This window comes from Massilia sp. PWRC2 (assembly GCF_049896725.1).
Classification (GTDB): Bacteria; Pseudomonadota; Gammaproteobacteria; order Burkholderiales; family Burkholderiaceae_D; genus JAFCUW01.
In genome coordinates this window covers 304,231-316,373 of the sequence record NZ_JAFCUW010000004.1, presented here as the reverse complement: position 1 = coordinate 316,373, position 12,143 = coordinate 304,231, and the positions used below count along the sequence as shown (strand labels likewise).

The 12,143-nt window shown below is 59.4% G+C and carries 13 protein-coding genes and 2 pseudogenes; 12 read left to right on the top strand and 3 right to left on the bottom strand.

Annotated features, from left to right (window positions below):
• The first annotated feature begins 82 nt into the window (after nt 1-82).
• From ACP7BZ_RS10970 to ACP7BZ_RS10935, 8 genes and pseudogenes are all read left to right on the top strand, one after another.
• On the top strand, nt 83-1,066 hold the full coding sequence (locus ACP7BZ_RS10970; protein WP_426112960.1) for a glycosyl hydrolase: 984 nt from the start codon (nt 83-85) through the stop codon (nt 1,064-1,066).
• 797 nt (nt 1,067-1,863) lie between these two features.
• Nucleotides 1,864-3,090 (top strand): SpoIIE family protein phosphatase, encoded by a 1,227-nt coding sequence (locus ACP7BZ_RS10965; RefSeq protein ID WP_426113106.1) that lies wholly within the window; start codon nt 1,864-1,866, stop codon nt 3,088-3,090.
• Between the two features lie 26 nt (nt 3,091-3,116).
• Nucleotides 3,117-3,670, top strand: a pseudogene (locus ACP7BZ_RS10960) (SiaB family protein kinase).
• 22 nt (nt 3,671-3,692) lie between these two features.
• Nucleotides 3,693-4,082, top strand: coding sequence for a DUF1987 domain-containing protein (locus ACP7BZ_RS10955; RefSeq protein WP_426112958.1), 390 nt, complete (start codon nt 3,693-3,695; stop codon nt 4,080-4,082).
• Nucleotides 4,083-4,090: 8 nt separating this feature from the next.
• Nucleotides 4,091-4,801: a GGDEF domain-containing protein gene (locus ACP7BZ_RS10950; RefSeq protein WP_426112956.1), complete on the top strand. Its 711-nt coding sequence runs from the start codon at nt 4,091-4,093 to the stop codon at nt 4,799-4,801.
• A gap of 432 nt (nt 4,802-5,233) precedes the next feature.
• Nucleotides 5,234-5,623, top strand: a complete 390-nt coding sequence (locus tag ACP7BZ_RS10945) for a hypothetical protein (RefSeq protein WP_426112954.1) — start codon at nt 5,234-5,236, stop codon at nt 5,621-5,623.
• A 184-nt stretch (nt 5,624-5,807) separates the two neighbouring features.
• Entirely contained in the window at nt 5,808-6,032 is a 225-nt protein-coding gene (locus ACP7BZ_RS10940; RefSeq protein ID WP_426112952.1) for a hypothetical protein, read from the top strand.
• 18 nt (nt 6,033-6,050) lie between these two features.
• Nucleotides 6,051-6,191 (top strand): annotated as a pseudogene (locus tag ACP7BZ_RS10935) (DUF6434 domain-containing protein); the annotation flags it as partial.
• Nucleotides 6,192-6,423: 232 nt separating this feature from the next.
• Here the strand turns inward: ACP7BZ_RS10935 and ACP7BZ_RS10930 are convergent.
• The 3 genes from ACP7BZ_RS10930 to ACP7BZ_RS10920 form a co-directional block, all read right to left on the bottom strand.
• Nucleotides 6,424-7,779 carry a protein kinase domain-containing protein gene (locus ACP7BZ_RS10930; protein WP_426112950.1) on the bottom strand — a complete coding sequence of 452 codons (1,356 nt, stop codon included), beginning with the start codon at nt 7,777-7,779 and terminating at the stop codon, nt 6,424-6,426.
• 2 nt (nt 7,780-7,781) lie between these two features.
• Nucleotides 7,782-8,105, bottom strand: coding sequence for a hypothetical protein (locus ACP7BZ_RS10925; RefSeq protein WP_426112948.1), 324 nt, complete (start codon nt 8,103-8,105; stop codon nt 7,782-7,784).
• 795 nt (nt 8,106-8,900) lie between these two features.
• Nucleotides 8,901-9,449, bottom strand: a complete 549-nt coding sequence (locus ACP7BZ_RS10920) for a hypothetical protein (RefSeq protein ID WP_426112946.1) — start codon at nt 9,447-9,449, stop codon at nt 8,901-8,903.
• 16 nt (nt 9,450-9,465) lie between these two features.
• On the opposite strand from ACP7BZ_RS10920, the gene ACP7BZ_RS10915 reads away from it, so the two are divergent.
• From ACP7BZ_RS10915 to ACP7BZ_RS10900, 4 genes are all read left to right on the top strand, one after another.
• Entirely contained in the window at nt 9,466-9,993 is a 528-nt protein-coding gene (locus ACP7BZ_RS10915) for a hypothetical protein (RefSeq protein WP_426112944.1), read from the top strand.
• A 225-nt stretch (nt 9,994-10,218) separates the two neighbouring features.
• Nucleotides 10,219-11,076, top strand: a complete 858-nt coding sequence (locus ACP7BZ_RS10910; protein ID WP_426112942.1) for a PoNe immunity protein domain-containing protein — start codon at nt 10,219-10,221, stop codon at nt 11,074-11,076.
• A 245-nt stretch (nt 11,077-11,321) separates the two neighbouring features.
• Nucleotides 11,322-11,675: a PepSY domain-containing protein gene (locus ACP7BZ_RS10905; protein WP_426112940.1), complete on the top strand. Its 354-nt coding sequence runs from the start codon at nt 11,322-11,324 to the stop codon at nt 11,673-11,675.
• The gene (locus ACP7BZ_RS10900; RefSeq protein ID WP_426112938.1) at nt 11,672-12,142 is read left to right on the top strand and encodes a DUF2271 domain-containing protein; all 471 of its coding nucleotides are present in this window, start codon (nt 11,672-11,674) and stop codon (nt 12,140-12,142) included. The genes ACP7BZ_RS10905 and ACP7BZ_RS10900 overlap by 4 nt, the downstream gene beginning before the upstream one ends.
• The last annotated feature ends 1 nt before the right edge of the window (nt 12,143 follow it).

Below are 12,143 nucleotides of genomic sequence, written 5' to 3'. Positions count from 1 at the left end.
CTGTTACCATTTAAAAACCTAATCGTAATTTCAGGCAATACAAACACGTGGATTGATTCTTACTTTATCAGTGTCCGAGACCATGACGAATGCCTTTCAGCGCCGCCGCCAACTGATCACTTTGCTTGCCGCTTCGGCCGGCCTGTCTGCCTGTGGAGGCGGCACTGCCGCCACCAGCCCGGTCGGCAGCACCCCGGTGAGCACGCCGGTGAGCACGCCGGTCAGTACCACCCCGGTGAGCACGCCACCGGTGGCCGCGCCGGCGCCCGTCACCCCGGCCATCGCCAAGAGCGCCAAGCGCGGCGTCGCCTACGACCTGGCCAGCACGGCCGACCTCGGCGCGCTCTCTGCCGGCGTGAGCTGGTGGTACAACTGGGGTAGCAAACCGGGCGTGGACGCCAAGGTCGATGCGCTCAAGTCGAGCTACCAGATGGACTACCTGCCCATGCTGTGGGACGAAAACAGCAACACCAGCGCCATGACCAGCTACCTGCTGGCCAATCCCGGCATCAAGTACCTGCTGTTGATGAACGAGCCGAACCTGACCGACCAGGCCAATCTGAGCCCGGCCGCTGCAGCGGCACTGTGGCCCGCCTATGAAGCGATTGCCAAGGCCAGCGGCGTCAAGCTGGTCGGGCCGGCCATCACCTGGGGCACGCTGGCCAATTACAGCGATCCGGTGGTGTGGATGGATGCGTTCATTGCCGCCTATCAGGGGGCCAATGGCGGCCGTGCACCGCAGATCGATTACCTGGCGTTTCACTGGTACGACTACGGCCTCGCTGGCCAGCTCGACCGCCTGCTCAAATACGGCAAACCGTTCTGGGTCACCGAGATGGCCAACTGGCACAGCCAGAACGATGGCGCGCAAATCGATACGCTGGCCAAACAAAAGGCCCAGATGACGGCATTGGTGGCCCTGTGCGAAGGGCGCGCCGATGTGTTTCGTTATGCCTGGTTCATCGGCCGCATGTCACCAGACCCCCATTTCACCAGCTTGCTGGGGGCGAGCGGGCAGCTTAGCGAGCTGGGGCAACTGTATCTGTCGCTGCCTTATGTAAACTGAGGTAAACTGAGACTGGAACGGCCATGTAGGTGCATATATGCAACATTGTTTTACAGGCCATCTTCGCAATCGAATAGTTAATTGCTCCACCAGCGATGCGCGGGCACACTCGCCACCCTAAACAAGCGTCCGGCTGCCTTGCACATCCTCGCCATACCCCGGCATGGCTGCGGTATTGCGCCTTGCTGAGCACCTTTTTCGTGAACGATGCCATCCGCAAGAATAAATCAGTGCTTGCCTAGTCTGGTGAATCAGAAATTCGTTGATGAGTACATTTGTCGAAATCGCTGCGAGACGAGGAGCAAAGTACAGACAGGTCGAGGCCGGTCGAGCATTTGAGACGCAGTATCGCTGCGATTCTCGGCACCCTCCGTCTGCAACCGGCGCGTAGCTGACCGCGGCTGTCTCCTCTCTGCCAGCACGCCCAGGCAGTCGCACTGGCGCAGCTTGTGGAGCGGGTACACGGGATGCAGCCCCCAGTTCAGCCAACACGACCAGCGCCTGAAAATCGCCACCGCGCTGTTTGCCTTTCGCGGCGTCGAAAAGGTGGCAAAAAACCGGCGGCCCGTCAAATCGTGCCCCCTATCTCGATTTCCCTGCAGACCAGGTCGCTTTCATCAACCAGCAAGGCGACGGCAACTTTGCCATGATCGGCCGTCGTTGCACGTGGCGCCAGCCTGGCTGCGGCCGTCATACTCTTGCAATAATTTTTCACTATCATCCATTCCCATTGACATTCATGCAACCTCAAACGGGAGGCTGCAGCGTCGCCCCATCAATACAAAGGTCCCATGTCCATGGAGTTCAGCGCTTCGCGCCTGCATTTGCCCCGTGTGCGGCAGCCCACCGTGGCTGACCTGTGCGTCAAGACCGTTGCCATCAGTTGCGACGCCAGCAATGCGGCAGTGCTGGCGCTGTTCGCCGAGCATCGCGAGCTGGTCAGTTTGCCGGTGCTCGAGCAGGACCGGCCGATCGGCCTGATCAGCCGCAGCATCTTCATGTCGCGGATGTCGAAACCGTTTTATCACGAAGTCTATGGCAAGAAGAGTTGCATCGCCTTCATGGACAAGGAACCGTTGATGGTCGACGTCGACATGAGCATCGAAGCGCTGGCCTTTCGCGCCGTCGAGGCGGGCGAAAAGGCGCTGGCTGACGGTTTCATTATCACCCGCAACGGCGAACTCGCCGGGGTCGGCTTTGGCTTGCAGCTGATGAACGTGGTGGCCAATATGCAGGCCGAGAAAAATCGCCACATCATGCATAGCATCGAGTACGCCAGCGTGATCCAGCGCGCCATGCTGCACAAGTCGGTGCAGGCGCTGGCCGAGACGCTGGACGACGGCTACCTGGTGTGGCAACCGCGTGACATCGTCGGCGGCGACTTTCACCACTTTTGCCGCTACGCCGATGGTTGGTTCGCGGCGATTGCCGACTGCACCGGGCACGGCGTGCCGGGTGCCTTCATGACCCTGATTGCCGCTTCGACGCTGGCCGGCGCCATCGAACAGCACGGCCCGCGCGACCCGGCCGCGCTGATGGCGGAAGTGAACCGCGGCATCAAGACCATGCTGGGCCAGACCGACGGCCGCCAGCCATCGCGCGGTTCCGACGATGGCATGGACGGCGTGTTCATGTGGTTCGATAATGCCAGCGGCGTGCTGACCTTTGCAGCAGCCAACAACGGGCTGCTGCTGCTGCCGCCTGCTGCTGCTGAGGTCGACAGCATTGATGGCGAGCGCATGGGCATTGGCTATGTCGATTCGCCCTTTGATTACTGCTGGACCAACCGCGCGGTGCCGATCGCAGCGGGCAGCCTGCTGTTGGTGAGCACCGATGGTCTGGTCGACCAGATCGGCGGCCCCAAGGAAATTGCCTATGGCCGGCGGCGCATCCGCGACAGCATGCTGCGTCACCGCAGCGCCACGGCAGTCGCTCTGAGCGCGGCCATGCTCGACGATTTCCAGCAGTGGCAGGGCGGCCAGCCGCGCCGCGACGATCTGACGTTTCTGTGTGTGCGGCCATGAGTGCGGCGGCGCAAGGCTCGGCCCTGATGTTTCAGGAATTCAAGGACTTTTGGGATGCGGCGCACAAGCGGCACATCATTTTTTTCTATGTCGGCTATTTTTCCCAGCATGTAGTCGGTGCCATCGCCGAAGCCATCAAGGTGCGCCTGGACACGGCAGGCGCCGCCGGCCCCACGCGGCGCAAGATTTTTTCCTCGTTTGTCGAAATGTCGCAAAACGTCATGCACTATTCGGCCGATGCGCTGCCCCTGCCTGAGCAATCGGCGCAGCAGATGCGGCGCGGCTCGATTTGCATCGGCCTGGCGGGCGAGCGCTTTTTTTGCTGTGTACCAATCCGGTGGCGCAAAAAAACATGGACACCATCCGCAGCCGGCTCGAACAGCTGCACTGCATGACGATGGACGAAATCCGCGATGCCTACAAAAAAGCGCTGCGCGAAGAAACGCCGGAAGACAGCCGTGGCGCCGGCCTCGGCTTTTTGACCATGGCACGCGACGCCAGCGCCCCCCTCGAATTCGAATTCGTGCAGGATGCGGGCGATCCCCAGGTCACCCTGTTTTGTATCAAAGCCATTATCTAACGAAGGCGAATGACGAAAGACCATGGAAGATCTTTACATCAATGCGTCGCCCACCTCGCCGGAGATCGAATGCCGGTTCAGCGAGCATACCTTGTCGATCAAGGGTGAGTCTTACCCGGAAAATGCGGCCGCCTTTTACGGCCCGGTGATCGAGCGCGTGCAGGCTTACGTCAGCAGCTGCAGCATGGCGACGATCACCGTCAATGTGTCGCTGGCCTACTTTAATAGTTCCAGCACCAAGATGCTGTTTAGCCTGTTCGGTTTGCTCAATCAGGCCGCCCTGGCAAACAATCTGGTGCGCCTGAACTGGTTTCATGATGAAGACGACGACACCATGTTCGAATTTGGCCAGGAGCTGCACGATGACTTCGGCGCGCTGGTATTTTGCGACCATCCGGTTGCCGGCAGCTAGGACCACGCGTGCAGGGACCGGGACTGTTTGATGCTGAAAATGCGCTGCTCGATAGTGCCAAGTCGGCCTATGCCTCGCCCATCGATGATGGCGGCCACCGGCGCATGCTGGGCGAGCTGATCGTCCATTACGAGCGGCTGATGCGCGAAACGCGGCGCCTGATCTTGCGTAGTGACCGCGCCGAAAGCGTGATGCAAAAACTCAACCGCCAGTTGCACGAGCTGACCGGCCAGCTCGAATACCGCGCCACCCACGATTCGCTGACTGGCGCTCTCAACCGTAGCGCGGTGGTGACGCGCGCCGCCCGGTATCTCGAGTGCGGGGCAATGGCCATGATCGTCATCGACATCGACCATTTCAAGCACGTCAATGACGACTTTGGCCATCCGGCCGGCGATGCGGTCATCGAGGCGGTCGCCGCGTCCTTGGTGCTGCTGGTTGGCGCCGACGGTGTGGTGGGTCGCATCGGTGGTGAAGAGTTTTCCGTGCTGCTGCCGCGGCAGTCAGCGCAGGCGGCGTTCTCACTGGCGCAGCAGCTGCGCGCGGCCATCGCCCGCCATGACTTTGCCGCTCCGGTGAACCGCCAGGTCACCGCCAGCTTTGGGGTGAGCTGGAATCCGGCTGGCAGCAGTTTTGAGTCGGCCTACGGGCGCGCCGATGCCGCGCTGTATGAAGCCAAACGCAGCGGCAGAAATTGCGTGGTGGCGGCTGCGGACTAAGAATATCGCACAACACGCCTTATTTACTGTAAGAGCAATAAGCTCGTACACTACTTGTTCGAACCGGCTGCTTGTGGCCGACACCCGGCCCAAGGAAGCGCTGATTCATTCATATTGGCGGACTCGGCACCCTAAAAAAGTGTCCAGCTGCGTTGCACATCCTCGCCATGCCCGGGCATGGCTGCGGTATTGCGCCTCGCCGGGCTGCCTTTTCGTAAATATGCTTTCGTGACCGATTCCATCCGCCAGAATCAATCAGTGCTTCCCTGGTGTGGTGAATCCGAAATTGGTTGAATAAATATGCCGGGAATCGCAGCGATTTTGACACATTGATTCATCAACGAATTTCTGATTCACCCCACTAGGCATCCACGGCACGTGACAGTCGCTAACATCAGAGCAGCCGCTGGGACAATTTCACAGGATAAAAAAATGTATGCACTGAAGGTTCAAGTCAACGATGAAGCATCAATCATTGCTGGCGCAGATGATCTTGGCGTTCTTCATGCGACTGTCAACTGTGTGGGAATGCTCGGAAAGAGCAGTCGTCCACTGCGGGAAGATGAATCGGCTGATCTGTTCATTACTGTTGGAGGCCTCACCGCAAGGGCTTCTGGCATCACTGATGAGCACCTTACCTGGATGTCACAAAAACCTTTAAAAATCGGCGATGTCATTTCAGTGGAGGTGTTCGATACCATCAACGCCGATGCTCCAGTCCTTGGGAAAGAGGCAGAAAAAAGAAAGCATGACGAGCGCGAATATTTCGAGCATTGCAAGAAAGTTTACTTGAGACTGCGTGCGCAGTATGAACCTCAGTAGCGGGAACTGTCGTCGACGTTGCGCCTTGTCCTGCAGGTTTGGTCAGGCGCTGTCAATCCGCTGGTGTTTGATGCGAGTAATAGGCCAATCTTTTATTAATCACTATATGTTAATTTCGGCAACGTTTTGACAGCAAGCAGGCCTTGCCAATGTCGCTGACGTCGAACTCATTGATGGAGAAATCATGTTGAATATGAAGCTCGTTCAAAATTGGATTCCTTTCGCTTTTTGTGCGTTTCTTGTCTATCAATATGTTACCGGTGCCGTCATCCCGGGAAATTGGCAGTATTTCTCCATTTGGCTGACAATGTGTTTCTTCTTTGTCGGTATCGTCACGCATTCAATGCAAAAACAAATCCTCGCCTTGCAGTGGCAGATCCAACAACTTCAACATCCGGAAGAGAAATAGTCCGGTAGTAATACGCAAAACCTTCGCCGCTTCATTGCCAGTCAATGTGGTCCAGATTTCAAATTGGACCGTGAGCTGATGGCGTGGCTGGGCAACGGTATTGTTAAAAATATGGGCGCTGTGGTCGACGAATCGATACGCCGGCATGCAAGTCGGTGACTGACGGCCGTTGCAACCGCCAATGCCTGGTTCGCTTGAACGTCCTTGCGGGTCGACAGCGGCCGGTCGAAAACGTTTGCTGCCGATATTCAGGGATTGCCGGGCAGGTTCAGACCTTGGTTGAAGGATCTTCCGCATGTCAGCGGATGTTAAATTCACGGCGTCGCCATAGTTCCGCAATAAATCTGTCATCGCTGCAAACTCCTAGCAATCCGCGCATTCCGATCGACAGTTAGATTACAGCCAGGGCTTCGCAGACAGCGGCGGCGGCGGGCCGGCAGCGCGGATCTGCGTGCCACAAGGCATTCATGAGACGGATGATCGGTTCTGGCAAGCCAGACACGTCGCACTTGGCCGGTGCGCCGCGGGCGTCCGCGAGGAACTTGCCGGTAAAGATCTGGTAGAGCAGGGACCCGAGAGCAAACAGGTCTTGCTCGGGCCCAGCCGTGCGTGTCAAATGGACATCGTGCGGCATGTGACCGGGTGACCCCCAGACGGTGTCCAGCGGTGTTCCGAAGCGGGCCGATCCTTCGAAATCGATGGGCCGCAACGCCCCGTCGACGCCGATGATCAAGTTGGTCGACTTGAGATCGCGCCAAGCCCAGCGTGCCGCATGAATTTGCTTCAACAGCCCGGCGGATCGCCGCGCAAGATCGCGCGCCATGTCGGTCGACGGCAGATCTGCGCTGTCCATCAGCAGCTTGCCCAGGACCTCTCCATGCAGCCATTCCATGACGACATACGCGTGTCCGGCCTGCTCAAAGCGTGCGATCGGCGCGGGCACCGGCACACCTGCCTGCGAAAGCCGACACAACGCGTGGTATTCGCTATCAAGCCTGCTCCAGCCGTCACTGCCGTCGAGGTCTACCTCGCCATGTCGGCGCCCCTCTTTGAGGATGCAGTGGCGCATGCCGCAGGCCACATCGATGGCCTGGTAGACGCCACCTTTGCCCCGCTGCGACAGGCATTTGTAGACACGAAAACGGCGCGCTAGCGGCCCGTCCACGCGATCGGGCCGCGCCGTCGGCAAGCCAACAGGTAGCGCTGCCCAGTCGGGATTACGGTCGCGTCTGTCTGGCTCCGGCAACCCGTCCGGGTTGATCAGGGACGCTGCGCCATCCCCGCTGCCGGGACGGAACATGCCGTAGCGCATGAACACCGGGCTGCCTGCCTCGACACGCAGTTCGAAAGGAACGGGTGGACCCGCCATGCCCGCTGTGGCGGTGGCCACCTTGTGCGCGATTCTGCCGACGGCCGAGGCATCCGTCGGATAGATGGTCATGAACTTGCCGATCTGAAAATAACCGTAAAAGAGGCCGCAATTGAGCTTGCGGAGTTCGTCACGCGTTTCGATCGCCTTGAAATACACGCTTTCGCCAGCGAGGCATTGCCCGACGCGGTCGAGCACTTCTGTGGCAGTCAGGATCGTCGCCGAGACGTGCAGTTTCCAGCCTTGGCCCGGCAGGTCGGCGCCGATTTCACGATTGAAGCACCACGGCGGATGCCGCACCGGCAGATAGCGATCGACTGCCTCAAGCCATGCCTTGTCCAACGTGCCGAAGTGTTCCAGGACTGCGATGTCGGCCACGTTCACGCCTCTTGCGTGATCGTCACCGTCGTAATCGAAGTCACGGTCAACGGACCGGCAGTGGTGAGCAATGCGCAGGTGGCCGTTGCCGTCGTGGTTGTCGTCCAGGTCCGCCCGGCAATCTCGCTCGTGCTCTCATTCACCAAACGCGCGAGCTCTTCCGGCGTACTGGCAAAATCCTGCAGTAAATCGCGCCAAGCCTCCGCTTTGTCGGGGCCGCGGACGTTCCCGCCGTCTTGCCCGATCCGCATGAACTTTTGTGCCAGTTCCAATGCATACGCTTGGTCCTTCGACGCCTTTTCCACCACTGCTGCCAGGTTATCCATGATAATCCCTTGTAGAAAAATGATGAGAAACATATATGAATGGAGGAGTCGCTGATAAAGCTCGAGGGGGCGCGACCAAAAGTACGTTACCACATAACATTTATGCAAAGTGAAAGTTTTAGCAATGCGATGCGCAATTTACTGAGGCGCCGCTCCGGCTGCTAATTTTGTAACCGGCAGTGCGTCCGTGGCGAACAAACACAAAGCGCACGCCTTCGATGGCGGCCCACACGTCGAGCATTCCCGGTGCCGGTAAGCGTTCGATCGAATGGCGTTAATCGTTGCCGTGATGACGACCACTTCCTTGTCTATATCATCCGGCTTACACCGTGCGTGCGCAGGCGCAGCGTCGATCCCGGAGCACGACCGCGGTCAGTGTCTCGTTTGCCAATGGCAGTGTCGGATTGTCGTTGCTTGTGACACAAATACGATACGCCGAATGGCGCGACGCTGACTTGTCGGACAACCCGGAAACGTCGTGCGGTTCAGCTACTTTTGGGAGCTAACAAGCTGGAAAGTAAACGACGATAGCGCGGCAGCGAAGTCGATGCTCGACTTGCGATCGCTGCGCCAACCGAGACGCAGGCATTGCGTCGCTGGCCGAGGTGGGCGTTCCCCTGTCGGCCAGAAGCGGTCCGTGTACTAAAGCAAAAAAACGTCTATGGTGTTGAGCATGACAGCATGGGCGTCTGGCGCTTGCATTTTTCGACGATCATGAAATCCGATTTCCCTCTCGCAGCGCGTTGTCCTTGGCCTTGTCGCCGCCATGGTCATTTGTCCGCATCGGCGATGGCATCAACATAACTTATTCAGCGGAAAAGCCACAACTGTCGAGGTGCGATTCGCTGTCGTCGCCGCCGCCGTGAGCGAAGTGCCACTGGGCGCGGCGGCCTTGAAGGTGGGCGCGAAGCGGGTGAAGCGCTTGGCAAAGTCGATATTGATGACGACGGCATTATTGGCAGCGTTGAGCATGACCTGGTCGAATTCGTTCAGGGTGGCGCTCGGTTTTTGCTTGACCCACGGCGAGAAGGAAATGGCGCGGATCTGGTTGGCGCTCAGGTCGAATTCGTAGAAGCGCATCAGGCCATTGCCGCCCTGGTAAGCCATCTGGTAATCGGCCACCATTTCCTCGACTGCATTGCCGAACTTGTTGATCTTGCTCAGGTGCGCGGCGCCGTGGTGGTGGCCGTTGACCGTCATGAAGATCTGGTCGTTGTCTTTGATCAGCGTGTCCCACAGCGTCAGGCCGTAGTCGACTTCGAGCGGGCTGACGCCATCGTTGGCGATGGCGATGAGCTGGTGGTTGACCAGGATGACGGGCAGGGTGGGATGGTCCCTGAGCACCTTGCGGGCCCACGCAATGCCATCGTCCGACGCTGCCCACCGTATCGCTTTCGTCGCCGATATCGACCAGCACAGCGTGGTTGCCTGCCACAACAGAATAGGGCACGCCTTTCGCTTCCAGCACCTGCATGGCCTTGTCCGCCACTTCCCACTGCTGCGGCTTGCCGGCCTGGTCGACGATATCGCCCAGGTGGATGACGAAAGCAATCTTGAGGGCTTTGGCATTGTCGGCCAGTCACTGAGTCTGGGCCAGGAAGGGCGTGCTGCCGTAGCGTTTGGCAAACTGACGGTTGGTTTCTTCGGTGGCGTAGCGCGAATAGAACTGCGTATCTGGCAAGACGGCCAGGCCGAAGCTGGAAATGGTGGTGACCGCCGGCGGCGGCGTCGTTGGCGTCGTCTGCGGCGCGGGCGGATTTGTCGCTGCCCATGGCCGGTACGAGCAGAGAACCCATGCCGGCTTTCAATCAATTGCGGCGACGCGCATCCGGTTTGCTGTGCTTTTCAACAGCCAAAACCTTCTCCTGTTGATAATAAAAGAAAATAAATATTGCAAAATTGAAATTGCAAGGTGATGACATCCATACCCAATCAATACACTGGCGGTCACTTTTTCTTGGTGGCCGGCGCATACATCTGGTCACAATTTACGTGCCGAACGGCAATTTCCTGACGCTATACTCGCGCTTGTTTTCAAGCAATGTACGGGGCGAAAGCCTTCCCCGTCGCCCGCTAGCAGACAGATCGCACAACAAAAGCCGAAGGAACGTGAATGAACAGGGCGCCGCTGGGCAACCCAGCATACTGGGATGGACGGGTCAGAAAGCTGCGCGAGCGGATCGACACCGAAAAGGCGAATATGGGTTTTCCTTCAAAGAATCCGGGGACCGAATCGCAGTACTGGTTCCACCACAGCCGCTACAGTTTTCGCCTGATCATGCTGCGCTATTCGCGCGGTGACGATATCGACGCCCTGTTACACAACTCTTTCCAGGATTTGCTCGATTCGTGGAGCCATGCCAACCTGCGCGCGCTCGAATGGCAGCGCGCCGGCGGCAAGCGCGACAGCCGCGAGTGGCTGCAATCGCTGCACAACCTCAATTACTACAACTGGTGTTTCTGGGTGGCGGGGCTGGGCCTGCTGCTCGACGTCCCCGAGGAGCAGTGGGTGCGCCTGGTGACCCTGATCGGCAACGAGGGCCGCGACCGTGTGCTCGACACGGTGCTGGCCAGCCGCCAGCGCAGCCGCAAGATCGGCAGCACCGTGCTGCATCCGAAACCGTACGCCCGGCTGATGCACGCCATCGCCGCGCCGCGCGCGCAAAAAGGGGCGGCGCTGGCGCTGTTCGTTGACCACTGGTACGCCGAACTGGCGCGCCCGGCGGAGCAGCAATTGTGGTGGTATGTGTATGGCGACCCGCTGCGTCATCCGCTCGAGAAGGGCGGCTATTTCGGCCGCTGGTGCATCGAAGCGGCGGTCGCCGCCAAGGTGTTCGACATCGACGACAGCTTGTGCCTGGCGCACGAACACTACCCGGGCGCGCTGGTCCACCCCGAGTCGCCGTACCTGCCGGTGTTTCACCAGGAAAGCACACTGCTGGGCTGGATGCGGCGGCTGCTGCCGCTGTGAGCCGGTGGGCGGCGCACGCGCGGGTGCGTCATCTGCGAGGTGTTTGATGTACCTTGTATTTTTATTACTTCTGTAGCCTTACAGTCAAGTAAATCGTTTCTCGCAGTGACAATCAGTGGGACAAACAGGGGGGGACAGGCACCCTGCGGGTGGCAGTCTCCCCTGGTTGCCGGCTTTGCCTCCTTTGTGCGTCTATCCTCCCCGCCGGCTGTTGCCGCCTCCGCTGTATTTTCAAAGGAAAAACCATGCGACCCCAGTTGCGCGTATTCCCTTTCCTCTTCGTTTTATTGGGAGCGGGCGCCAATGCGCTGGCCGCTACCGATTGCAGCGATCCCATCGCCAGCTGGAAGCCGCGCGACGCCTTGCAGCACCAGGTCGAGCAGTACGGCTGGAGCGTGCAGCGCATCAAGGTCGACGATGGCTGCTACGAGCTGCGCGGGCGCGACCGCAAGGGCAATAAAATCAAGGCCAAGTATTCACCGGCGACGCTGCGCCTGCGCAGCATCGAAATCGACTTTGGCAGTGGCGGCGATGCCACCGATTATCTGGTCCCGCCGCCGGCCGGCGCCGTCCCTGCGCGCAACCGGGATACCCCATGAAAAACCTCATCAGCACGGCCTGCCTGGCAGGCACCCTGGCGCTGCCTGCAATAGTGCAGGCACGCCCCGTGATCCTGACCGCGCAGTTGCAAAACTATGGCGGCAGCGGCGCCTATCTGGCCGTGTATCTCACCGATGCCGCCGGCAACTACCGCAAGACGGTGTGGGTCGCCGGCAGCAAGGTCAAGTATTACCGGCACCTGAGCGACTGGGCCCGCGGCAGCGGCCTTGGCCCGGCGCAGTTTGACGGCATCAGCGGCGCCAGCGTCGGCAGCGGCAAGACCCTCAAGGTGAGCGTCGAACTGGCTGACGTCCTCACCGATGCCGGCTACGACATCCGCATCGACAGCGCCGTCGAAGATGGCCGCGACACCCCGCAGGAATTGCGCGCACCCTTGGGCAAGCAGGGTAGCGGCAAGCCGGTGGCCGGGCGCGGCATCGTCACGTCGTTTACGTACGATATGTAGG

Bases quoted from the DNA above. Each gene is read 5' to 3' on its own strand.
- ACP7BZ_RS10970 (WP_426112960.1), top strand. From the start codon at position 83: ATGACGAATGCCTTTCAGCGCCGCCGCCAACTGATCACTTTGCTTGCC.
- ACP7BZ_RS10965 (WP_426113106.1), top strand. From the start codon at position 1,864: ATGGAGTTCAGCGCTTCGCGCCTGCATTTGCCCCGTGTGCGGCAGCCC.
- ACP7BZ_RS10955 (WP_426112958.1), top strand. From the start codon at position 3,693: ATGGAAGATCTTTACATCAATGCGTCGCCCACCTCGCCGGAGATCGAA.
- ACP7BZ_RS10945 (WP_426112954.1), top strand. From the start codon at position 5,234: ATGTATGCACTGAAGGTTCAAGTCAACGATGAAGCATCAATCATTGCT.
- ACP7BZ_RS10940 (WP_426112952.1), top strand. From the start codon at position 5,808: ATGTTGAATATGAAGCTCGTTCAAAATTGGATTCCTTTCGCTTTTTGT.
- ACP7BZ_RS10925 (WP_426112948.1), bottom strand. From the start codon at position 8,105: ATGGATAACCTGGCAGCAGTGGTGGAAAAGGCGTCGAAGGACCAAGCG.
- ACP7BZ_RS10915 (WP_426112944.1), top strand. From the start codon at position 9,466: ATGCCATCGTCCGACGCTGCCCACCGTATCGCTTTCGTCGCCGATATC.
- ACP7BZ_RS10910 (WP_426112942.1), top strand. From the start codon at position 10,219: ATGAACAGGGCGCCGCTGGGCAACCCAGCATACTGGGATGGACGGGTC.
- ACP7BZ_RS10905 (WP_426112940.1), top strand. From the start codon at position 11,322: ATGCGACCCCAGTTGCGCGTATTCCCTTTCCTCTTCGTTTTATTGGGA.
- ACP7BZ_RS10900 (WP_426112938.1), top strand. From the start codon at position 11,672: ATGAAAAACCTCATCAGCACGGCCTGCCTGGCAGGCACCCTGGCGCTG.